This window comes from Synechococcus sp. PCC 6717 (assembly GCF_022698185.1).
Taxonomy (GTDB): domain Bacteria; phylum Cyanobacteriota; class Cyanobacteriia; order Thermosynechococcales; family Thermosynechococcaceae; genus Thermosynechococcus; species Thermosynechococcus lividus.
In genome coordinates, this window is the sequence record NZ_JAKLTV010000017.1 from 80,323 (window position 1) to 103,316 (window position 22,994).

The window sequence follows — 22,994 nt, forward strand, 5'->3', positions numbered from 1 at the left end:
GTCAGCCAAGCAAGCCAGCGTCTCTTCAGGATTTCTAGGCCTGCCCTTTAGGAATGAGGCGGGATTCAGGTCAGGGTGGCAGCCTCTAATTCAACGCCTTCTAGCAGATCATTCACGGGGAAGCGATCCAGCAGGTAACGAGCCTGTTGGGCGCTTTGGCGAAGCTGTGGGCTAGTGTGGGGGGCGTGGGGAATCTGGGAGAGAAAATCTAAGGTTCGCCGCAGTAGGCGGACAATATCGCCTGCGTCAAGGTTGGTTTGGGCACAGAGTTCGTTCCAAGGCGTTCCCAGTGCCCAGTGTTCCACCAAGCCAATTAAGTCCCACTCGTACCAGAGGGGGAAGATAATGTGTCGCCGCCGCTGAATTTGAAACAGCCGCCGTCGTATGGGGCTAAGGGCGGCTAAGCGCTCCTCCACCTCGCTAGCGATGGGATAATTACACCAACTATCAGAACGCGGTGTTTCTGTGACTAGGGCGGCTACGGCTGCCGCAAGAAGATGGGGGGGCAAATCCTCCAGTTCACCGGAGGCTAAGGCAAGGGCTAGCCAGAGTTCGTTTTCCCCCCGTAGGGCAGCAGCCATTTCGCCGAGGGGGGTGGGGGTTAATTCGTTGAGACCGCCAAAGTCTTGCAAGGCGCCCACTAGGGCGAGGAACTGATCCCAATGGCGTTGGGCTTGCAAATTGAGTTTTTGCTGGCGATCGCTCAGTTCTGTCAGGAGGCGTTCTTCGCGACGCACCAGACGTAACAGGCTGTTTACATTCTGGGGAAAACTGGCTTGCAGTTGATGCAGTTTGGCCTGTAAATCTGCGATTTTGGCCGCTTGGGCAGCCACCTGGGGTGCAGGCAGCACGGGGGGCAACTCGGGAACAGTCGTTAGCCACTGTTCGGTGTTAGGGGCTGGGCAGCTATGGCCGAGGCGCAGCGTTAAGGTTTCTGGCAATGGCGGCAGGGTGGACAAGGGGGGGCGATCGGGGTAGATCCCTAAAATATGCTCAACGGCAACCACATAAAAGCGACCATCGGCGGCAAGGCATACCCAGTGCGGCAACTGACCAGMCCCCGCCACTTGATGGCATAGCACGGCGGGKAGGGGGGGCTGCTCCGCTACGGTGGGTTTGAGGTGCACCCAAGTTCCTAAGGGAACGGCCATCAGCAGGGGCAGCAGTTCGTAGCTGCGTTCCTGCTCTGCCTGCTGCTGAAAAATTTTTAGGAGGCGCTGGTCTTGGTGGAGCCGCTCCCGTAGTTTTTGATAGGTGGCCAGTTGGCTGCGATCGATGGTTACAAGTCGCTGCTGAATGGTCTTTAGTTCGGCCTCTAGGGTGGCGATCGCCTGCCGCTGCGGCGTGAGGTGCAACGTCGCTAGGTACTGGCCAAAACTGCGCTCCACCAGTTCTTTGGCTTCTGCAAGGGTATGGCGCTGGAGTAGGTTCAAGACCATCCCATAGCTAGGGGTAAACTGGCTAATCAGTGGATCCGGGGCGGCAGTGGCCAAAAATGCGGCTTCGTTGGCCCCTTCAAAGGGGGTTTGCAAGGTCACCACGTGGCCAATGGTATCCATCCCACGCCGTCCGGCTCGTCCAGCCATCTGCAAAAATTCCGAGGCCGTCAGGAGGCGATGGCCACTGTCGGTCCGCTTCGATAGGGTGGAAATGATGGTGGTGCGTGCTGGCATGTTGATCCCCGCCGCTAGGGTTTCTGTGGCAAAGACCAATTTAATCAGTCCCTCCTGAAAGAGGGTTTCCACAAAGGTTTTCACTACGGGCAGTACGCCTGCATGGTGTGCGGCAATACCTTGGTACAGCGGTGCAATGATTTCAGGGGTTACAATTTCTTGGTGCTGCGCCAAAAACTGATCGACTCGTGCTGCCAAGGTTGCCTTTTCTGACTCGGTGAGCAAATTCATCCCTTGGACGTCTTGCACGGCTTGATCGCAGCCCCGGCGACTGAAAATAAAGTAAATGGCTGGCAGCATGTCGCGCTGTTGCAGTTGGCTGACGACATAGCGGATACTCAGGAACTCTCGCTTGCCCCCGCGCCGCCGCGTCTCGCTGTGACCGTGCAGCTTGGGGTTCAGGCGCTTGCGCTGACCATCGAGAAGCGGTACCAACCCCTTGCCATTGCAAAAGTAAAAGTGCAGCGGAATCGGTCGCCAGTCAGAGTAGATCAGCTCCGCCTCGCCATGCACTGTTTTAATCCAGTCAGTGAGTTGGGCACCGTTGGCAATGGTGGCGGAGAGGGCGACGAGTTGAATTTCTGGCGGGCAGTAAATGATGGATTCCTCCCAAACGGTGCCCCGCTGGCGATCGTTCATGTAGTGGCACTCATCCAGCACGACCACTTCTACCCCCGCAAGGGAAGTACCTACTTCACCAATGGAGGTGCCGTAGAGCATGTTGCGGAAAATTTCCGTGGTCATCACCAAAATAGGCGCATCGCGATTAATGGAGACATCGCCCGTGAGCAACCCCACCTGCTCGCTGCCAAACTGCTGCTGAAAGTCCCGTAACTTTTGGTTAGAGAGGGCTTTGAGGGGGGTGGTGTAAAACACCCGCTGCTGTCGGCTCAGGGCACGGTGAATCGCGTACTCCCCAATGAGGGTTTTACCCGATCCTGTGGGGGCACACACCACCACCGATCGCCCCGCCTCTAGGGCAGCGATGGCCGCTTCCTGAAAGGCATCCAAGGAAAACGGCAGTTGGGCAAGGAAGTCGGCTAGGGCTGGCGATCGCTCGCTCATGGGGTTGGGGTTGGCTCCTGCACAAGAACTTCACCTTGCAGTAACCGTGCTGCGGCATCCAGCAACTGCTCTTCAAGGTAGGGCTTGGTGAAATAGCCCTTGGCTCCCAGTTGCGCTGCCATCTTGCGGTGACGATCCGCCCCCCGGGAGGTGAGCATGGCAATGGGCAGTTGACTAAGCTTGGGATCTTTTTGAATCCGCGACAACAGCTCTAGGCCGTCCATCCGCGGCATCTCAATGTCACAGAAGACCAGATCGCAGGGCAGACCGGAGCGCAGTTTTTCCCACGCATCTTGGCCATCACGAGCTTGCTCCACCCGATAGCCCGCACGGGTAAAGGTCATGGATAGCAGTTCCCGTACCGTAATGGAGTCGTCAATAATCAACACCAAGGGTTCAGCGGCCACTTCGGTTGGCTCTAGCACGCCAATGGTGCGATCGTGACCAAAGGAACTGCGCCATTCACGATCCATGCGCTCTAAGGATAGGTCAATAATTTCCAGAATGTCGGCGATCGCCATCGCGCGGCCATCCCCCTGTACGGTCACCCCAGCAATGCCAACGGGTTTGGGCACAGGCCCCGACAACTGCTTGATCACAATTTCCTGTTCCCCAATCACCTGATCGACTTTGATCGCCACCAGATCATCACCGCTGCGGAGCACCACCACAGAGACCATGCCATCATCTTGGTTGCTGCCGCCATAGACGTTACTGCGGCTAATGTTTCGGCTGTAGGTGAGTAAATCACTCAGGTTGCGCAGGGGAAGTTGGCGATCGTGCCACGGCAACACCTGCTTGCCCTCCTCAAGGGTGTGGATGCGCTCCTGGGGAATATCCAGCATATCCTCGACCCCATCGATCGGAAAGGCAATGCGGCAGTGGTTGTCAATGCAGCAGAGCGCCTTGGTAATACTTAGGGTCAGGGGCAAGCGAATGGTAAAGGTCGTGCCCTTGCCCACCGTTGAATCGGTATTAATGGTGCCGCGAATATCCTCTAGGTTTTTGCGCACCACGTCCATGCCGACCCCTCGACCCGCAAGGGAGTCGGCTTGGTCTTGGGTACTAAATCCTGACCGGAATAAAAAGGCATAGACCTCTTGCCGAGATAAATTGGGGGCATCCGCAGGGTTGAGCAACCCTTTCTCAATAGCTTTCTGTTTAACCCGAGCCGGATCAATGCCGCTGCCATCATCGCTAACGGAAATAATGGCCTGACTGCCTTGGTAAAAGGCACGGACACGAATCAGTCCTTTTTCTGGTTTACCCAATTGTTTGCGAACCTCTGGCAGCTCAATGCCGTGATAGATGGCATTGTTAATAAGGTGGGTCATCGGGTCAAAAAGTTTTTCAAGAATCCCCTTATCAATGAGGGTGTCTTCGCCTTCCACCTTCAGTTCCACCTGTTTGCCAATGGTGCTAGCGACGCGCCGCACGGCCGCGGGCAAGCGGGAAGACATTTCACGGAAGGGCACCATTCGCGAGCGACTTAGCCCTTCTTGGACTTGGGTGGTCACTTGGCGAAACTGCCGTGCCACTTGCTCCACTTCGTCCACAACGTACTGGATATCGTCTGCGGCCTCCCGTACCCGCACAATCCGCTCAATGACTTCTTGAGATAGGGTGTGGAAGCCAGTAAAGCGATCCATTTCTAGGGCATCAAACTCAACCCCGGTCGCGTGGGCGCGATCCTTTTGGCCATGACCATTCGTCACTCGCGCTGTTGTAATGCCCAACAGAGAACTTTCAAGGAGCGATCGCTCGTAGAGGTCCTGCATCTGTTGGCTGACATCCCCTAACTGCTGCACCTGATAGAGCAAGTTATCTAAAAATTGCCGGAGTCGCTCTTGGCTATCTTCGAGGCTGTTACGATTGACCACCAACTCCCCAACCAAGTTACTTAAGCTATCGAGATGGCGCACGGGAACTCGCATGGTTTGCTCCACAAGGCTGCCCCCCTTGGCTGCTTCCCGTCGTCGTGGGGCGGTAGGTTTGGTCGGCGTACCGATAATACCTTCTAACTCTGCAAAGTCACTATCGGTGGCTGGACTGGCAGAACTCGGCGCCACCTCTGGAGCGCTAGGAGCACCGAGCATCTGTTCGAGATCCTCAAACACAGGGGCAGCAGCAGTAGCAGCAGATTGATCAACAAGTAACTGTTCCGGATCAGCAACAGCACTTGCCTCATGCGGTGTGGTCTGAAGGCTCTCGTTAATTAAGTTTTCTAAGTCTTCAAGGGCATCTAGGGAGTGACTGGTATCCGCCTCTGGCTGCTCTGACGTATCTGGCGTATCTGGAATTAAGGCTTCAGGGGGATTTACGGGTGCAGTGGTATCTGTTGGAATCTCTGGGGCAGCAGGTGTCTCAGCCTCTAACCATAGATCCTCAAGGGGGGGAGAGGCGACAAATTCCGCCAACACATCTGCCGCCGTATTTTCAACCACAAGGTTATCGAGGGCATCCGTCAGGCCCGGAACATCTCCTAAAAAGGCAGCGACATCAGAGAATGTATCGGCAGACAGGGGCTCACTCTCTGGCAATTCGAGATCGGCGAGAGGCGCCTCGGTACGCACCCCTTCATCCGCTGCCAGAGCATCGGCAATGGCAGCATCCGCTGGATAACTCACTGCGGTGTCACTGAACCCCTCTAAGAAGGAAGCGATATCGACTTCCTCGTGTTCCTCGCTAGGGGAGTCGGCGATCGCCGATGCAGTCTCATCCAGCAGCAGGGCATCAATGTCATCGGTGATAGTATCAGCCGGTTTGTCGTCCAAGAAGTTATCAATATCCGTCAGGAGTTGATCAATGCTCAGGTCTTCAGTACTGGCCTCAGCGGAGTCACTAGTCACCGTCAAGAAGTCGGAAATGTCTTCATCAATAAATTCATCACTCTTTAGACCCGCCAGTTGCTCATCTAGGGTATCATCGCCCCATTGTTCCCCCAAATCCCCAGCTAGGCTAAAGATGTCACTCAGTTCTTCGAGATCGGTCTGGCTATCGTCACCAAATACGGTGACCCCATCAGGCACATCGGTGATGAGATCAGCCTCCTCGACGGCGATCGCCTCGGCCACTGGTGCAACCTCCTCAACAGCAGCCTGCTCTAAGGGCGCAGAGAGATCCTGAATCGGCTCTAGCTCTGCCGCAGGCACAGGAGCGGGCTGAAGATCCAACAAGGCCTGACTAGCAGCAATGACACAACCTTGGCCGCTCAGCACCCGATCCCGCGCCGCCATAATCTCTTTGATCACCACTGGGGCAAGGACAGTGAGCGGTTGGCTATCATTACTAACAACCTGTTGGGCGATCGCCAACAGATCCACCCACTTCGGCAGCGCAAAGGTTTCCCCTAACTGACCCAAATTGGAACATGCCTCCACCAACTGCTGGCGAACCGCCGGTGAATCTGGCTGCTTAAAGAGTTGCAGCATCGCCCGCAGGCGTTCAGGCACATCCGTCTGAAAGACAAAAGTATAGCTAGGATCAACAGGGGGGGGCGGCGGCGTCTCTACAACGCCAGTAGCCACCGGTTCTGCTGGGGTAGCACCACCTTGAGTTAAGGCATTCAGGTGATCGTGAAGTTGCTTAAAAACAGGTTCAACTCTTGACAGGGTTGCGGTTGCCGTTTCCTCAGTCAAACCAAAGGGGCCTTGGAGTTCATCCAGAAGTTCCCGTAGCGCATCCACTCCCTGCAAAAACAGGTTTTCCAGCGTGCTATCTACGGTAATAGGATGCTCCCGCAGTACCTTGAAGTAGTCTTCTAGCTTGTGGGCGGTGTGCTGAATACTGTGCAGCCCCAGCATTGCTGCACCACCCTTGACAGAGTGGGCAGCCCGAAACATTTCACTCATCGCTTCGGGATCGTTTACCACCTGTTGCAGATTCATCAAGCTTTCTTCAATGGTGGTCAGGTGTTCCTGAGCCTCTTCAATGAAATAGCCGAGAATGCGCTTTTGTTGATCGCTTTGCATAGCCCCTCCCGGATTGCTTAGGCTTGGTCTTCAGTATTTTCAACGCGGAACCGTTCCACAGATGTTTGCAGGTTACGAGCCACGATCACCAGTCCCTGTAATGAGTCTGACACGCGCTGCGCTTCCTGGGAGGTAGCTTGGGCGGTCAACTCAATTGACTGCATCACCTGAGCCATGGAGCGGGCAGACTCCGTTTGCTCAACCGTAGAATTAGTAATCGAGCGCACCAGCGCATCAATCTGTGACGACACTTGAATAATGTCCTCAAGAGAGTGTTTGGCCTGCTCTGCCCGCTTCGTCCCCTCAATCACCTGTTGCGTTCCCTCTTCCATAGCGGTCATGACTGCGCCGGTTTCACTTTGAATTTGCAGCACGATCTGTTCGATCTCCTTCGAGGCCTTAGCGGCACGATCTGCCAGTTGTCGCACCTCATCGGCCACCACCGCAAAGCCACGACCCGATTCACCCGCTCGCGCTGCCTCAATACTAGCGTTCAGTGCCAAGAGGTTTGTCCGGTTGGCAATGGAGGAAATCACACCAACAATCTTGGCAATTTCTTGGGAGGACTCGGCTAAGCGCTTGACCTTGCGAGTTGTTTCCGCCACCGTTTCCCGAATTTGCAAAATCCCCGCCACGGTACGCTCCACCGCTTCACCGCCGCGCAGAGCCGTTTCAGAGGCATTACGAGCCACGGCATTGGCTTCTTGGGCGCTTTCGGCAACCCGCTGAATTGCGTTGGTCATCATCTGCACAGAGTTGAGGGTCACTGCCAACTCCTCTGCTTGCCGCAGGGCATCTGCCGAGAGGCTACGGGCAAACGTTTCGCTTTCTGCCGCACCGCGACTCACCTGCTGCGCCGCCACTTTCACCTGTTGCACAATGGTGCGCAGGTTGTGGATGGTCAGGTTAAAGGAGTCTGCGACCGCCCCCAACACATCGGCGGTCACCTCCGCTTGTACCGTCAAGTCGCCACGGGCAGCACCCTCCACATCGTCGAGGAGCCGAATCACTTGCCGTTGCAGATCATCCCGCTGACGTTCGTTCTCTTCAGCCTTTTTCTGGGCATCTGACGTGATTTGCCGAATGCTTTCGGTCATTTGGTTGAAGCTCTGAGCTAAAACCCCTAGCTCATCGTTGCCAGTGACGGGAACCTGTGCAGTCATGTCCCCAGCAATCACGGCATTACACTGGGCCTGTAGGTCGGTACAGAAGCGTTTGACCCGACTGACACTCCGCTGCCCTAAGGCGTAGGCCGCTAAGCCTGCGGTTAAGCCAGCGGCGGTGCCCCCCACGACGGGAACCGGAACTGGGGCACTAAAGCCTAATCCCACGGCACCTGCAGCCAAGGCTGATAATACCCCTGTAGCTACCGCAGAGGTGAGGTTCTGCTGCGTGAAGGAACCCCCAGCGGTTGTCGCAGGCGAAGGGGAGGTGACCGCTGCGGCTGGCACGGATCGCGGTGTAGCCACAGAACGGCTGGGCGGAGGTGCAGTTTGCTGCGCAAAGGTTGAAAGGTCATGGGCACTGTCGTGGCTGCTGCCTTGGCTGGTGGGGGCGGCTGGCTGGTTCGGCTCAAGGCTAAACTCAGCCAAATCCGCTAAGTTGTCTTGGCTGAGGTCAAATTCCTCGGGTAAAACAGCAAAGGTTTCGGTGCCCAAGTCGGTTTGTGGCTCAGGGCTACTGCCGGCAGAATGCATCTGGAGTTTAGGGTTGGCGATCGTCATTTCATCGTCAAAGCCTAACTCGGGGGTGGCAGCGTTATCAGCACCAAAGTCGTCAAGGTCAAAATCCCCAAGGTCAAAATCGGGAATGACTTCTAAGGAGTCGTCCGCAGTGGGCGCTACGCCAGTGAAGGTGTTGGGATCAAAGCTGCTCTGCTGGGAAATGGCAATGGTTTCGTCTCCCATCGCCCCTTCTTCGGAGGGGATGGGCGGCATACTCGCCATAGCAATGGTTTCATCCTCCTCTAACTCAGCCAGTGCGGCTCCTTCTTCTGCCCCAACGGGAAAGAGGGGATCGGCAGACTCAGCCGTTGGCAACTGCGCCATGGCAATGGTTTGATCGTCGCTAGTGTCAAACAGGGCAGGATCAAAGTCTGTGGTGGGAAGCGGCTCAGCCACCATATCCGCCAAACCAGAATCAATAAAGCCACCAAAGAGGTCATCCTCCTCGTCACTAGGACTGCTGGGAGGGGTAGCCGCAGGCTCTGGAAGTAGATCAACCTCAGGCTCACTGCTCAACAACTCGCTAATGGCGGCGGCAGAGGTTTCCTCTTCTAGGGGTGCGGGAGCAGCCAATTCCTCGGCAAAACTGGGGAAGAGGGCATCATCTGCTGCGGCGGGTGCAGAGATGTCAGGAGATGGTGATGGCTGGGCGAACGGGTCGCTCAACAGGGGAGTATCCGCAGTTGCAGCGAAATCAAATAACGGATCACTCGCTTCAGCAGCCGGTTCGTTTGCCGCAGGCGCATCGCTGCCAAAGGGGGAGTTACCCATCAGCATTGTCACGTCATCGTCGTCAACGGCTGCGGCTCCCATCGGTTGAACTGACTCCCCCATGGGAATTTCCGGAATATTTTCCCCAAGGCCAAAGTCATCGAGGGTGGCACTAGGTTGGGGCTCTGTTAGCGGTGGTAACCCAAAGGGATCGTCTGTACTGTTGAGGGTGGCATCTTCATCAAAGGGATTAAAGGACGGCATTTCAGCCGTCATTGGGTACTCGCTCTCAATGCCAGAAATATCTGGATCATCGAAGGGACTACTATCCCCCGCGCCGAAATCATTAAAGCTCTCTAGGCTCATCTCTTCAAGGCGGATGTTCTCATCAGCAGGGACATCAGCGGTTGCGCCCTGAAGAGTTGTGTGCTCGCCTTGGAGTATGGTGTGATCCCCTTGGAAGGTTGTCGCGGAGGAATCCTCGCTCCAGTCATGGCCACCATTGGTAGGCTCAACGGTAATAAACTCTTGAATTTTGGCAATACTCTCGTTGGCAAGGGTAATTAGATCGGGATCACTGGTGTGGCTAAGAACTGCTTGGTACTGGGCATGGGCTTCTTTGTACTGTTGTTGGCAGCAGTAAATATGTCCCCGCAGCAGCCGCAAATTGGGGTCGTCCGGTCGGGTGCCCACCAAATCGTCGGTAATCCTTGCGGCTTCGTCGTAGTGACCTTGGACGTAAGCGGCAACGGCTTTTTGATACTCTTGGGTGTGATGGGTGCTGCTGGATGCCATGGGCGTACTCCCAAAATGGACGGTAAGGGGGGAACTGGCGGAATAAGTTATGCTAGATATTTACAAAGTATGCGCCAAACCTCGGCAAAGGTGATATTGAGGTGTTAATTTTCCTGAACTGACTCCTTACTAGGGGGTCTAAATGCCCCAGCGGGCACTGCGCAGGATGGCGAGGGGGTCAAGCAGTTTTAAGACCTGTGGCTGCTCGCCGTCTAGGAGCCACTCCCCACGAATAAAAGGTGCCATTTTATCACTCAGGTTGGTGGCGGGCTTGATCTGATCGCTGTTGAGCCATTCCATGCCTTTGATCTGATGCACGGCCAAGCCCACCATGAGTTCGTCCTCTTCAATAGCAATGATGGATAACTCTGGACGATCGGTATTGAGGGGGGTCTCGTCTCCTAGGAATTGGCCAGTGTCGGCAACCCAGATGACCTGTCCACGGAGGTTGAGAATGCCCAGCAGCAATGGCGATGTGTTGGGAACTGGTGTGATGCGATCAGGGCTGACGGCCACCACCTCCCGCACGCCAACAGCTGACAACGCTAAGGCGTCCCCTGAAGCAATGGTGAAGAGAATATGCAAGTCCCCTTCTGGAGTTTTCAGGGCATCCATGTTGCCGCTTTCAAGGGAGATACTCTCTGCCATCAGGTCTGAACTACTAAACATGGCGCCTAGCCTCGTAATAGTTGTTTGATGGTACCAATCAGTTCTTTGGGGTCGAAGGGTTTTGTGATATACGCATCAGCGCCTTGTTTCATGCCCCAGTAGCGATCAAACTCTTCGCCTTTAGAACTACAAATGACAACGGGAACCGTTTGAGTGCGCGGATCTGCCTTAATTTGGCGACAGACTTCATAGCCATTCATCCGTGGCATGACAATATCTAGAACCACAAGATCAGGGGTGAAGTTCTGGAGCTGTTCAATTGCTTCGACACCATCGCTGGCAATTGTGACTTCGAAGCCTGTCTTTGCTAGTAGCTCGCTAATCATCTCCCGCTGTGGGGGGCTATCTTCAACAACTAAGACTTTACTCATAGATGTTTAATGGATGTTTAATGAGGTTTGCTGCAAAGGGATTGTCTATATTCTAAGAAACGATCTCCATTGACGGTGTGGCAGGTTTTGCATAAGGCCTGCAACGACTTGCCCCCTAAGGGGRGGATTCTAGAACTGCTTTTTGTTCTAGCACGTCTGTGAGGGTTTCGTCTGCCACATCCCTGAGGGGTGAGGCTCCGCCAATATAGCGCTGGGTGATGGTCAGTAGTTCATTGGTGGTAAAGGGTTTGCTGAGGTAGTCGGTGGCTCCGGCAATTTTTGCCCGCAACCGATCTGGTAAGCCGACAAAGCTGGTGAGCATGATGATGGGGGTGTAGCGAAAGCGTGGGGTGTGGCGTAGTAGGGTACACAGTTCATAGCCATCTAGCTCGGGCATGGCAATGTCACAAAAGATGAGATCGGGGTTGAGTTGAAAAATGAGGCTTAGGGCGGTGAGGGGATGGGCGATCGCCGTGGCTTCATACCCCGCCTCCTGTAGGGTTGACTCTACTACTTGACGCACTGTGGCAGCATCGTCAACACACACAACCCGTGGCGATCGCCGCCATGCCAAGGGCGGAAACGGACGACTTTGGCTGTTGGTAGGAAGGGGACTGAGTTGCAGATAGCCTTGATGTAGGTAGGGCAAAAGGAGCTTACCCACGGTAATGACATCTCGCCCTAGGCGGCGACTGAGGCGGCGCACGCTTAAATGCTCTTGGATAAATGGCTCTAGCTGACGCAGACGTGGTTCTGGCAGGCTGGGTTTGACATTCGTCATCTCCAAGGGCTGGTCTAGGGAGCGCAGGTACGGGTGGAGTTTTTTCCATTCCCGCAGTTGTCCGAGACTATCGTTGATCAAGCTTGTTAAGGGTAAGCTATGCCATTGGGGGGTGAGGGGACTCGCACTACAGAACTTAAACCAGCCGCGATTCAAACTGACAATATCGAAGAGACTTTCACGCAGGAGCGATCGCCAAAGCATCTGAATTTGCGCAAGGGGACAGTGGGGAACTAACCACCAAAGGCATTCGTACTCCACCCAACTGGCACCTGAGGCGCTTTCAATGAGATCTTCGGTTGCAGGTAAGGGAATCCCCTGACCGTAGAGTAAGTCTTGCAGCCGCTCTAAGCTCTGACTATGGCGATCGGCGATATAGGCAAGGTGCCCATGGTTAAGAAACAACAGCCACGTTTGACCGCGCTCATCCTCAAGGTACAGTTCCCCTGTGCGTTGCGCCAAGGCAAGGGTTTGGCACAGGGTATAGATGTCAGTATCGTTGAGGCACCCTTCCATGGTTGTGGTGATGGCGATCGCCGGTAGCAGCTAGCGTTGCGTGTAGGACGACAGTAGCTGCACTAACTGTTTCACCAGTGCCTCTTGGTCACGGTTGATCTGCGGAAAGTCAAAGTCCTCGCGGATATGCACCTCAAAGCCCGGCACCACCTCCACCCGGTTCCACGTTTCCGGCCGGGGCGAACTAGGCGGCGGGACTTCGGTAGTGCGGCGGACAGCACTGGCGCGTATTGGCTCAGGATAGCGATGTTCAGTGCGATCCTGAACCTGTTGCAAAAAGGCAAGGGCAGGATTGATCGGGGGTGGATTCAGTTGCAGGTGAACCCCTTGCTCTAGTAGTGCCCGTAGCTCAGGGGTACTCATGCGATACACCAGCTTGTAAATGGCACCCGCAGTGTAGCCTTCCATCAAAAGACGGCGCACTACTAATAATTGCACTAGGTGGCGATAGCCGTAGCGGCCTTCACGACCAATGCGGGCTGGGCGATCAATCAGCTTGCAGGAGGTATAGTGACGCACAAGACGAGGATTGACTTCCTCTAAAACACGGTTCTTAGAGTCTTCTTGAGGCAAGTGCTGGGGCAGTAGCTCGTTGGCAATTTCCACCAACTCGTCTAATGACCATTGATCCTGAACGTGAATATATTCTTGAATTGTTGCCATGGTTGAATTAGCGCAGCCTTTTTTGAAGTTAAAAACCGAGAACAACAGGGATACTGATTGTTTCTGCAATGATTGCAACAGTGCGATGGTTTATCAGCGCAGATGATGCTATAGTACCGTGTTTTTTTGATTCTATATCATTTTGGGTCTAACTTGGTCTTATGTTGAGCTTGATGACTAACGCAAGGAAGCAGTTTACAGCACAGCAATATTACAGTTTTTAACGCTAGGAATACCGTAGGGCTGTAAGACCAAAATAATTTATTTGATACTAGCACATGGGTCTAGCTGTCGGCAAAATTCTTAGCCAGTTATCCTAATTTTTAGGGTATCAAGCAATGTGTTGCAGCGTTGTTACAAAATTTGGGTAGGACACGGCAGCAGCACTCGCTTGGTGAATCCGACTCGACCCCTTTGCATTTAGTGCGGCGATCGCAAGGCTCATGGCCATCCGGTGATCCCCATAGCTCTCAAGGGCATTACCGTAGAGGGGCGTGCCGCCAGTAATGTCAAGACCATCGCTGATCTCTGTAACTGTTGCACCAAGATGTTGCAACTGAGTTGCAATTGCCGCGAGGCGATCGCTCTCTTTGACCCGCAGTTCCGCAGCATCCCGAATCTGGGTTGTGCCTGTAGCAAAGGCTGCAGCAACAGCAAGAATTGGAATTTCGTCAATTAAGCGCGGAATTAAAGCACCAGAAATCGTTGTCCCTTGGAGCTGAGTGGAGCGCACCCGCAGGTCGGCAACGGGTTCCCCTGTCGCCATGCGTTCGTTTTCTAGGGTAATATCAGCGCCCATGTTCCAGAGTGCGTCTAAAATGCCGGTGCGAGTCGGGTTCACCCCCACATTGGTCAACAGCAATTCTGAGCCAGGGGTAATCGAAGCCGCCACCAACCAAAACGCTGCCGAGCTGATATCCCCTGGGACAATCACGGTTTGGCCGCTTAACTGGCAAGGGCCTGTGAGTTCTACGGTGGCCTCTTCGGGTTCTACAGTAAGCTGGGCACCAAAGGCTTGCAGCATTCGCTCACTATGATCGCGAGAACGGTAGGGTTCTCGGAGAATCGTTGTTCCCTCAGTCGGCAGTGCCGCTAGCAAAATGGCTGATTTCACCTGTGCTGACGCAATGGGGCTAGTGTAGGTGATGGGTTTCAGCGCTTGCCCTAGGACGGCCAACGGGGCGCGGCGATGCCCATCTCGTCCCCAAATTTGGGCACCCATTTGGGTCAAGGGCTGTACGACTCGTCCCATCGGGCGCGATCGCAGGGATGCATCTCCTGTCAGCGTAAAGAAACGACCCGTTTGCGCAGCCAGTATGCCTAGCAAAAGCCGCATGGTTGTGCCAGAGTTGCCAGCATTCAGAACATCTAGAGGTTCTTTCAGGCGACCGCTTCCTATGCCCTCAACTGTTACCAAGTCTGAGTTGAGATCAGAAATGGTTGCCCCCAATTCCCGGAAACATGCCGCCGTGCTACAGGTATCGTCCCCTACTAATAGGCCTTGAATGTAGGTGGTTCCTGTTGCTAGCGCCCCTAGCATTAGTGCCCGGTGAGAGATGGATTTATCCCCCGGTACGTGAATGGTTCCCCGCAAGGGTTGGCCGTTGGGCTGAATCTGCCATGCATCATCGGAGGTAATTGTAATTGCAGCCATTGGCAAAAATTGCGAATCAACTTGCGTCTTTGATTCTCCCACGTCTGCTGCGGTTGATCACCTTCTGCGTGCAAGCCCTTCATGGAAGCCACATCACCCATCATTAGATTGTGCCACTTTGCCATGGATTGGCACAATTATACTAGGACACTTTGGCGCAAACCACCCCTGATAGGGTGATTGTTACAGAATTTACATTATTAAAAAAAACTATACTTAGTCCTGCATAAACTTTATTTTCCTTATTACTTTGAAGAGGGGCATTGATTTTATCTGCAAAAAATAAATTGTCGTGAAGCCGTTGTGAATTCAGGGTTTTTAATTAAAAATTTGCCAGAGAAATATCCCATTTATCCCCTTTTGTAGATAATTCGCTGTGGTGCATGGGTGGGAGTGGCTTGCGTCAAGGCTTGTCTTTTGCTGAGGGATTCGGTAAAGTCACCTAGAAGTTTCATTGTCTTGCAAAAACATCCTTTGCATATTCACTGCTTTGGGACAGTTTTAGGCATAGACTCAGTCAGCTACCTAGGTAGCAATCTGTTGGATTGTTGTGTTCTCAGCAAACCGATTTGTCGAATCACCAGGTATTTTGTGTGCGAGGAGGCTTACCTTGAACAACGATAGTCGTACCCCTGCTGTACTTCAGGATGCACTCGTTACCCCCTCGGTTAGGATTGGTCGGTCGCTGTGCTCAGTTTGTTCCTATCTGCCACTGCTCTCCCTTGGGACAGCAGCCGTTATCAGCCCTGCTCAGGCTCTTGATACCTCCACATTGCTCGGCGATCGCGCTGAAGTGCTTGGGTTGCCCTCCTTTTTCGCAAAATCTGTTGCCTTTAGCACAAACGCCGATGAATTTTCTACCTTTGGGCAGTCACCCGAGCGCATTGGTTTCGCTCAGGAGAGCGAGCCGCTTGCGGGAATTACCGAAGGGGCGTGGCAGCAAGCAGTTCTGCCACAGGCTAGGTTTTCCTCTCTCACGCCTGCCTCGAACCCCTTAACCCTGTCTAGTGCCGCACCTCTAGAACGCCTCAGCGGCACCTCAGAGCCGACCTTTAGGCTTGTGGATCGCCGTGCAAACACCGATAGCCTTGCGACCCTTGTGACCCGAGCAACCACTACAGTTGTGGCCTCACTGACCCTTGATGTGCCCTTGTCTGTGGGGGGGGCTCTGGAGCAGACGACAGCAGGTGTAGAGCCTGAAGCCATACCCCCACAACCAGATGTAGAACCCTCCTCTGGACGAGTGGCCTTTGCGCCCTCACAAGCCGCCAACTCGTCACAAATGAGGGTGACAGCCAATCCGGTTCCCTTTGGCCGGGCGGTTGATCGCCAACGGCGGATTGGCCCTTCTCTGGCGACTGTTCAGGCAACAACGGTTCCCGCAACCCCTGAAGTGCGGCCACAACCAACCATTGCTAATCGTTCCCAAACAACAACGGTCGCTCCTGTGGCACCGGTGCAACCCATCGCTCCCCCTGTGCCGGTACAAGTGGCGCGCTCAATTGTTACACCACCGCTACCTAGCAATCTTAATTTACCCCCCTTACCGGCCTCCGATCGCTTTTTGCCCAGCTTAACAACAAACTTCATTTGGCCTGCCCGTGGGGTATTGACATCTGGCTTTGGCCCTCGCTGGGGACGGATGCACCGTGGTATTGACATTGCTGCGCCGGTGGGTACTCCCATTTATGCCGCAGCCGCAGGGGTTGTGACCTATTCCCAGTGGAATTCTGGGGGGTATGGGAACCTAGTCGAAATTCGCCATAGTGATGGCACCTTGACTCTTTATGCCCACAATCATCGCAACTTGGTGCGCGTTGGTCAGTATGTTCAGCAGGGCGAGCAGGTTGCTGAAATGGGCAGTACTGGCCGCAGCACCGGTCCGCACGTTCATTTTGAAATTCATCCCCAAGGAGGCGGCGCGGTTGATCCGATGAGCTTTTTGCGGCGGGCACAAAGCTAGGAGCTAGCGGCGAGATTGTTTGCTCACCCACTTGCGGCTAAAGCGCAGTTCAACCCCCACTTGCTCTGCCCATTGTTGAAGCTGTTTGAGAAAGGCTTGGCGATCGCTCCTTTGGAGAACGGCCACCTGATCGGCGGCTTCTAGGGCGTAGGGATACCCCTGACCACTAATGAGTTCGCCGCACAACCAGCGGATCACACTATTTAGCAGTCCCGCTGTATAGATCCAAACCGGCAGCTCAAGGCGCACGGGGTATCCTTGGTGAGCCTTCAGGTAGCAAAAACCGATTTGGTGCGACCAAGTGCCGTAAGTACCCAAGATGGCAGCAGAACCATCCTCATCGCCGCGATCGCACACGAAAAATGGGGAGCGATCGCCCCATTGAGACAGCACGTCATTCAGCAAGTGGCAGTCAAAGATTTGGTTGGTTCTCCTAAGGTGGTGGGTATGGCACAGCAGGGTGACTAAATCCCGCGCCTGAGAATAGTCAATATACGCAACAAGAGGTACTTGCTGCTGCTCACTCTGCTGGAGAGTGTCGCAAATCCCTTGGACGTACTGCTGCTGCCACTGATGATCGTAGGATTCCGCAAAGGTAAGCACAAGAGAGCCATCAAAGAGAGCCAAGGTCTGGCGAGGAAGACTCCTCGTGGCAATTAACTGGCGCAGGGTTGCCAACTCTAACTGAAATCGCTTTAAGTGAATAAAACGCTCGCTAAAGCGGTGCGGTTGATCTTGATTGTAATGCTGCCGAGCCTGCCATAGCTCAGCAGGGGTAATTAGCTCAAGATGGATGTCTTTGCTATAGGGCTGATCAGGACAATGGGGATTAATAAACCAGCCCGCTTGAACCACCCCTACAGGGGTTGAAATCTCCTCGGTGGGTAAAATTTGCGATCCATCAACGGCGATCGTGGTTACCCCCTGCAGTTGCTCCTTTGCCCAAGATCGAGCCGCGTCGCGGTGAGGCCATGACATACCGAGGGGAATTCGCCACTCCTGTGGCCAAGGCTCCAAAGGACGGGCACCAGACCACTCAATCTCTTGCGGAATCGTGGTCAACAACTGCGCAGGGGATAGGGCTTGGGCATGATTCAAGGCTTGTTGATAGGCTCGCCAAACTTGGCTCAACTCGCTATCGTATTGCAAAAAGTCATTCTTTTTGGCGTTGAGCTGAGACACTAACTGTGCAGCAGGAAGAACCATAGGTTCGTCAAGACTGGTTGTATGAAGCGGACGATGGGACTCGAACCCACGACGTTCAGCTTGGGAAGCTGACATTCTACCACTGAATTACGTCCGCAATTTTACAATCTCTTATTTTAGCAGCAAACTAGGCACTACGGCGATGCTCCACGGTAATCACGGTATGCACATTGCCCCGCGGTGCAAAATCGCCCTTGATTTGCATGTACAGGGGGTCACAGGCTGCGACTAAGTCATCGAGAACTTGGTTCACTGCTTCTTCGTGGGAAATGTAGCGATCGCGGTAGCTGTTGATATAGAGCTTAATCGCCTTTAGCTCCACGACCTTTTCATGGGGGCTATAGCTAACGTAAAGAGTTGCAAAATCAGGATAGCCCGAAAAGGGACATTTACAGGTAAATTCAGGCAGCGTAATCTCAATTGTATAGTGCCGACCAGGGCGCGGGTTGGGAAAGGTAATCAGTTGACCTTCTTCAATAGCACGCTCACCATACTTCATTGCAGTCTCTTGCATTGATTAGCCCGAACATTCAGTATATTTATTTTACCGAAGAACGTATTTATTTTACCGAAGAACGCCGTAAAGCCCCTGCCTTTAGGCATGGGAAGGATGTCAAAGCACTCTGTTCATGCTGGGTTGCGGAACACCGTAAATGACTGGTAACCTGTATCCACAAGTAGGTGTTCAAACAAGCCTTCCTCTATCAGCTCATCAATAACTTGTTTCACAGGAGAATTATTGCGACCTTGGTCGTCGTACCAGCCATAATATAATAATCGTGCAAAATAAAATATCCCCTCGGACGTAAATACCAGGGTACATAGTTGAACACATCGGCCTTGCAGCCCTCATAACTATGATCACCGTCGATAAAAATCAGGTCAACTAACCCCTCAATCGTGACTTCATCCGAACGGGCATTAATGAACTGAACATAGTGCTTTAGGTTCGCCTCAGCAATCAAATCCTCTGCATCTGAATCGGCCAATTTCAATAATGCGGCTGGCGCGAATGCTCACTGCTAGGGAAAAGAGAGTCATACCTAAGCCCAGTTCCGACCCCCCCCGCAACCAAGGCTTTGCGCATCAAGCCAAAGAAATCACCAAAATAGCTGTCCATCCTCTGTTGATTCTGTCGAAGAGGCTCTGTTGGCATTAAGGACTCTGGACTAAAATTCATGGGGGCATTCCTACAAAAGGGTGTACGCTGCTAGTTTGCCATTCTCCTTGAGTGAGTTGCTAGACAAACCGGTTGAAGCCGCTTGGGGCTAGGCAAAAAACATCGGCCCTAACCAATATGTTCCATAAGTGTCCCTTCTAGTTGAGCACAAACAACCACCGTGCTTAACTAGGTAAAGAGTTTTTAACGATTTGCCCCTATGCCTTTCATTACGCTACCTTTTGTGCCTTCAATTGCTGATGTTGCTGCGGAAGCCCTGAATTTGGCAGAAGCTGGTCCTTTGATCCTTGCGGCGGTGCTCTTGAGCTTAGTGGTCATTTACGTTGCCAGTAAAGTGGGCGGTGAAATTTGCGCCCGCATTAACTTTCCACCCGTGTTGGGGGAACTGGTGGGAGGGGTTGTCGTTGGCATTTCGGTGCTGCATCTACTGGTATTTTCCGAAGGTGCCGTCACTGAACCGTCGGTATTGACCACATTTATTCAGCAAACAGCGGGGATGGATGGCACGGTGGCTTSGGTAGTAGCCAGTACCGCCAGTGAAGTGATCTCAGTGCTGTCAGAAATTGGCGTAATGATTTTGCTGTTTGAGATTGGCCTTGAATCGGATCTGCAGGGCTTGCTGAAGGTGGGGCCTCAGGCAGCGGTTGTGGCCATTGTGGGGGTGGTTGCCCCCTTTACTGCGGGTACCCTTGGCCTTGTCACGTTGTTTCATGTGGATCTAGTGCCAGCCATTTTTGCGGGTGCGGCACTGACCGCCACCAGTATTGGTATCACGGCAAAAGTCTTAGCAGAGATTCAACGGCTGACCTCCCGTGAAGGGCAAATCATTATTGGCGCAGCGGTGCTGGATGACATTCTTGGCATTATTGTGCTGGCAGTGGTGGCCAGTCTTGCCAAAACCGGCACCGTGGAAGTTAGCAACGTGATTTATCTGATCCTGAGTTCTGTGGTGTTTTTGGTGGGGTCGGTGGTGCTAGGGCGGCTGCTGAGTCCATTCTTTTTGGGGATGGTGGATCGGCTAACCACCCGCGGGAGCTTGCTGATTCCTTCCTTGATTTTTGCTTTTGTCTTGGGGTATGTAGCGGTAATTCTGCAACTGGAGGCAATTTTGGGGGCATTTACCGCTGGCTTGGTATTGGGAGAAACGGAAAAACGGCGGGAACTGGAGGRGCAAATTTTACCCATTGCCGATATGCTGGTGCCGGTGTTCTTTGTGTGTGTGGGAGCGCGCACGGATATTAGTGTCTTAAATCCCCTAGAGCCAGAAAATCGCGCTGGCTTGATTATTGCCTCATTTCTCGTAGTCGTCGCTATCCTTGGTAAGGTGGTAACGGGGGCAACCGTGTTTGGCCAGCCTGGGATCAATCGCTGGGCCATTGGGATTGGTATGGTTCCCCGGGGGGAAGTAGGGTTAATTTTTGCAGCGGTGGGTTCTGCCAGTGGTGTGCTCTCGAAATCCTTAGAAGCAGGCATTATTGTGATGGTGATTTTAACGACCTTCCTTGCGCCGCCGCTACTGCGATTGGTGTTTAAGCCTCAAGCAGAGGAGAACCTGCTGCCAGAGGGGGCAGGGGTTGCGGTTGAGTCACCGCCAGAAGGGTAGGCATGGAACCAATTGTAGTGATTGGCGGTGGCTTGGCAGGGACAGAGGCAGCATGGCAAATTGCCCGGGCAGGGTTGCCGGTGATCCTCTACGAGATGCGCCCCCACGTTCCCAGTCCTGCCCACCATACGGCAGAGCTAGGGGAATTGGTGTGTAGTAACTCCTTTGGTGCAAAGGCCAGCGATCGCGCCACGGGGTTATTACACCACGAATTACGCGCCCTTGGCTCCCTGATTATTGCTACAGCGGATCGCCATCCGGTGCCAGCAGGAGGAGCGCTAGCGGTGGATCGAGCCGAGTTTAGCCGTGAACTCACCCGCTGCCTTGAGACTCATCCGTTGGTGGAACTCCGACGCAGTGAGGTCTCGCGCCTCCCCGAAAGCGGCATTACAGTACTGGCCACAGGCCCGTTGACCAGTCCTTCCCTGAGTGCAGATTTGCAGCGGTTGACGGGGTTAGAGTATCTCAGTTTCTTTGACGCTGCTAGCCCCATTGTGGTGGGGGAGTCGATTAATCGCGAGATTGCATTTCTCGCCTCTCGCTACGATCGCGGCGAAGCAGCGTACCTGAACTGCCCCTTTACTGCAGACGAGTACCAGCGATTTTGGCAGGCGCTGTGTCAGGCGGAGCAGGCTCCCCTCAAGGATTTTGAGCGCGATAGTGCCCAGTTTTTTGAAGCCTGTTTACCGGTAGAGGAGTTGGCGCGGCGGGGAGTGGATACGCTGCGCTTTGGGCCACTTAAACCCGTCGGCTTACAGGATCCTCGGACAGGTAGCCGTCCCTATGCCGTTGCGCAACTGCGGCAGGAGGATCGCCACGGCCAACTGTGGAACTTGGTGGGGTTCCAGACTAATTTGCGCTGGGGTGAGCAGCAGCGGGTGTTTCGCCTGATTCCGGGGCTGGAGCAGGCGGAATTTGTGCGCATGGGGGTGATGCACCGCAACACGTTTCTGAATGCGCCGAAACTTCTGAGTGCCAGTTTGCAGTTTCGGGATCGCCCCACTCTCTTGGGGGCAGGGCAACTCACGGGCACAGAAGGCTATACGGCGGCGGCAGCGGGGGGATGGTTGGCTGGTACCAATGCGGCACGAATTGCCCAAGGGTTACCGCCGTTGGTGTTGCCCCCCACCACGATGGCCGGGGCACTGTTTCACTACATTAGTACCGCTGATAGCAAAACGTTTCAGCCGATGCCCCCGAACTTTGGTATTTTGCCGCCCTTGGCGGAGAAAGTCCGCTCCAAAGCCCTGCGCTATGCTGCCTATCGCGATCGCGCCCTCAACGATTTAAGCACATGGGCAGCAGCACTGTCGCTGCCCCTACAGCCGTTAGTGCCAGATGAGTGCGATCGCCCTGCCGCTGAAGCTCAAGTTTAAGATAATCGGTAGGCCACTGTGGTAGGCGATCGGGCCATTCAATTGCCACAATCCCTAGCTCAACCTCTTCCCCATACCAGTACCGCTGCGGTGCTAGTTCTGACACATCCGCCGCACTTAAGCGATAGAGATCAAAGTGATACAGGGGCACGCGTCCTTCGGGATACTCCTGCAGCAGGGTAAAGGTGGGACTTTGGATAACGTCTGTGATGCCTAGCCCAGCCCCGAGGGCTTGAACAAACGTGGTTTTGCCTGCCCCCAGTGCCCCCACCAGCAGCAACGTGGTGCCACTGGGCAGGTGTTGACCCCACCGGTGCGCCAAGGCTTGCAATTCAGCTAGGGTGAACACCCCCACCTCGTTGACCATGAGTTACACCCGCACCGCCTCCAAGAGGCGGGAAAARTAAAARCGGGTTTTGGTCATGGCATTGCGCTCGATACGCCAGCCGAGTGCCCTGAGGCGCTGCACAATCTCCTCTTCGCTGTGGAGATAGGCACGGGTTGCCTTGCTAGACCCCGGGAAAAACTCACCGATTTTTTTGAGCAGTGTGTATTTGAGGGTTTTAGGGGCGAAGCTGAGGATGAGTCGCTCTGTGGCTAAGGAACTCAAGTGCGCTAGCATCCCTGCCATTTGCGCATCGGGATAGTGAATGAGCACATCTAGGCAAATGACGGTGTGATACTGCCCCCGTAACGCCTCTAAGTCGCTGACGCTGAGAATTAGCTCATGGTGACCATTCAACTGGGCGGCGGCGCGATCGCGAGCCTCAGCCACCATTTTTTCAGAAATGTCACTGGCATAGACCCGTGCTCCCAACTGGGCAAGGGGGATGCTCAGGCTGCCAACCCCACAACCCGCATCACAAAACAGCTTGCCCTTGAGGTGTCCCTCGGCTTGGAGCCACGCCAAAACCGTATCAATCGTTTGCTGATGACCAAGGCGAATATCCGCCTGCACTTTGCTCACCGTATCGGTGCCATAGATGCGTCGCCAGCGATCAAAGCCGGTGGTGTTGAAGTAGTTTTGGACAATGGTTTTTTCGTCTAACGGAGGGGTAGCTTGCGTCATAACC

At 54.1% G+C, this 22,994-nt stretch carries 16 protein-coding genes and 1 tRNA gene; 3 read left to right on the forward strand and 14 right to left on the reverse strand.

Features of this window, described 5'->3' with window-relative positions:
- Positions 1–65: 65 nt before the first annotated feature.
- From L5470_RS08775 to aroA, 8 genes are all read right to left on the reverse strand, one after another.
- Positions 66–2,738: a DEAD/DEAH box helicase gene (locus L5470_RS08775; protein WP_499499453.1), complete on the reverse strand. Its 2,673-nt coding sequence runs from the start codon at positions 2,736–2,738 to the stop codon at positions 66–68.
- On the reverse strand, positions 2,735–6,709 hold the full coding sequence (locus tag L5470_RS08780; protein WP_499499454.1) for a hybrid sensor histidine kinase/response regulator: 3,975 nt from the start codon (positions 6,707–6,709) through the stop codon (positions 2,735–2,737). The genes L5470_RS08775 and L5470_RS08780 overlap by 4 nt, the downstream gene beginning before the upstream one ends.
- 17 nt (positions 6,710–6,726) lie before the next feature.
- Positions 6,727–9,939: a methyl-accepting chemotaxis protein gene (locus tag L5470_RS08785; RefSeq protein ID WP_499499455.1), complete on the reverse strand. Its 3,213-nt coding sequence runs from the start codon at positions 9,937–9,939 to the stop codon at positions 6,727–6,729.
- 138 nt (positions 9,940–10,077) lie between these two features.
- Complete coding sequence (locus tag L5470_RS08790) at positions 10,078–10,608, reverse strand: chemotaxis protein CheW (protein WP_099799509.1); 531 nt, start codon at positions 10,606–10,608, stop codon at positions 10,078–10,080.
- A gap of 5 nt (positions 10,609–10,613) precedes the next feature.
- Positions 10,614–10,979: a response regulator transcription factor gene (locus L5470_RS08795; protein ID WP_099799508.1), complete on the reverse strand. Its 366-nt coding sequence runs from the start codon at positions 10,977–10,979 to the stop codon at positions 10,614–10,616.
- 115 nt (positions 10,980–11,094) lie between these two features.
- Positions 11,095–12,276 carry a response regulator gene (locus L5470_RS08800; RefSeq protein WP_499499457.1) on the reverse strand — a complete coding sequence of 394 codons (1,182 nt, stop codon included), beginning with the start codon at positions 12,274–12,276 and terminating at the stop codon, positions 11,095–11,097.
- 30 nt (positions 12,277–12,306) lie between these two features.
- Entirely contained in the window at positions 12,307–12,939 is a 633-nt protein-coding gene (locus tag L5470_RS08805) for a MerR family transcriptional regulator (RefSeq protein ID WP_448514405.1), read from the reverse strand.
- A 331-nt stretch (positions 12,940–13,270) separates the two neighbouring features.
- Positions 13,271–14,599: a 3-phosphoshikimate 1-carboxyvinyltransferase gene (gene aroA, locus L5470_RS08810; RefSeq protein WP_499499459.1), complete on the reverse strand. Its 1,329-nt coding sequence runs from the start codon at positions 14,597–14,599 to the stop codon at positions 13,271–13,273.
- A 604-nt stretch (positions 14,600–15,203) separates the two neighbouring features.
- Between aroA and L5470_RS08815 the strand changes: the two genes are divergently transcribed.
- Positions 15,204–16,556 carry a M23 family metallopeptidase gene (locus L5470_RS08815; RefSeq protein WP_227517390.1) on the forward strand — a complete coding sequence of 451 codons (1,353 nt, stop codon included), beginning with the start codon at positions 15,204–15,206 and terminating at the stop codon, positions 16,554–16,556.
- Between the two features lie 3 nt (positions 16,557–16,559).
- Here L5470_RS08815 and L5470_RS08820 read toward each other — a convergent pair whose 3' ends face one another.
- The 4 genes from L5470_RS08820 to L5470_RS08835 form a co-directional block, all read right to left on the reverse strand.
- Entirely contained in the window at positions 16,560–17,762 is a 1,203-nt protein-coding gene (locus tag L5470_RS08820; RefSeq protein ID WP_099799505.1) for a DNA double-strand break repair nuclease NurA, read from the reverse strand.
- 25 nt (positions 17,763–17,787) lie between these two features.
- Positions 17,788–17,859 (reverse strand) — tRNA-Gly (locus L5470_RS08825).
- Positions 17,860–17,889: 30 nt separating this feature from the next.
- The gene (queF, locus tag L5470_RS08830) at positions 17,890–18,276 is read right to left on the reverse strand and encodes a preQ(1) synthase (protein WP_099799504.1); all 387 of its coding nucleotides are present in this window, start codon (positions 18,274–18,276) and stop codon (positions 17,890–17,892) included.
- Positions 18,277–18,487: 211 nt separating this feature from the next.
- Positions 18,488–18,751 (reverse strand): class I SAM-dependent methyltransferase, encoded by a 264-nt coding sequence (locus L5470_RS08835; RefSeq protein WP_499499461.1) that lies wholly within the window; start codon positions 18,749–18,751, stop codon positions 18,488–18,490.
- 390 nt (positions 18,752–19,141) lie between these two features.
- Between L5470_RS08835 and L5470_RS08840 the strand changes: the two genes are divergently transcribed.
- On the forward strand, positions 19,142–20,545 hold the full coding sequence (locus tag L5470_RS08840; RefSeq protein ID WP_499499463.1) for a cation:proton antiporter: 1,404 nt from the start codon (positions 19,142–19,144) through the stop codon (positions 20,543–20,545).
- 2 nt (positions 20,546–20,547) lie between these two features.
- A complete protein-coding gene (gene trmFO, locus L5470_RS08845) occupies positions 20,548–21,921 on the forward strand; it encodes an FADH(2)-oxidizing methylenetetrahydrofolate--tRNA-(uracil(54)-C(5))-methyltransferase TrmFO (RefSeq protein ID WP_499499465.1) in 1,374 nt (457 codons plus the stop codon).
- On the opposite strand, the gene tsaE is transcribed toward trmFO, so the two are convergent.
- Both tsaE and bchM read right to left on the reverse strand, forming a co-directional pair.
- Positions 21,824–22,288, reverse strand: a complete 465-nt coding sequence (gene tsaE / locus L5470_RS08850; RefSeq protein ID WP_099799501.1) for a tRNA (adenosine(37)-N6)-threonylcarbamoyltransferase complex ATPase subunit type 1 TsaE — start codon at positions 22,286–22,288, stop codon at positions 21,824–21,826. The two genes, trmFO and tsaE, sit on opposite strands and share 98 nt — an antisense overlap.
- A gap of 3 nt (positions 22,289–22,291) precedes the next feature.
- Entirely contained in the window at positions 22,292–22,990 is a 699-nt protein-coding gene (bchM, locus tag L5470_RS08855; protein ID WP_499499468.1) for a magnesium protoporphyrin IX methyltransferase, read from the reverse strand.
- Positions 22,991–22,994: the final 4 nt, after the last annotated feature.

Excerpts from the sequence above, each read along its gene's own strand:
- L5470_RS08780 (WP_499499454.1), bottom strand. The coding sequence starts at position 6,709 with ATGCAAAGCGATCAACAAAAGCGCATTCTCGGCTATTTCATTGAAGAG.
- L5470_RS08785 (WP_499499455.1), bottom strand. The coding sequence starts at position 9,939 with ATGGCATCCAGCAGCACCCATCACACCCAAGAGTATCAAAAAGCCGTT.
- L5470_RS08790 (WP_099799509.1), bottom strand. The coding sequence starts at position 10,608 with ATGTTTAGTAGTTCAGACCTGATGGCAGAGAGTATCTCCCTTGAAAGC.
- L5470_RS08795 (WP_099799508.1), bottom strand. The coding sequence starts at position 10,979 with ATGAGTAAAGTCTTAGTTGTTGAAGATAGCCCCCCACAGCGGGAGATG.
- L5470_RS08805 (WP_448514405.1), bottom strand. The coding sequence starts at position 12,939 with ATGGCAACAATTCAAGAATATATTCACGTTCAGGATCAATGGTCATTA.
- L5470_RS08820 (WP_099799505.1), bottom strand. The coding sequence starts at position 17,762 with ATGGTTCTTCCTGCTGCACAGTTAGTGTCTCAGCTCAACGCCAAAAAG.
- queF (WP_099799504.1), bottom strand. The coding sequence starts at position 18,276 with ATGCAAGAGACTGCAATGAAGTATGGTGAGCGTGCTATTGAAGAAGGT.
- trmFO (WP_499499465.1), top strand. The coding sequence starts at position 20,548 with ATGGAACCAATTGTAGTGATTGGCGGTGGCTTGGCAGGGACAGAGGCA.
- tsaE (WP_099799501.1), bottom strand. The coding sequence starts at position 22,288 with ATGGTCAACGAGGTGGGGGTGTTCACCCTAGCTGAATTGCAAGCCTTG.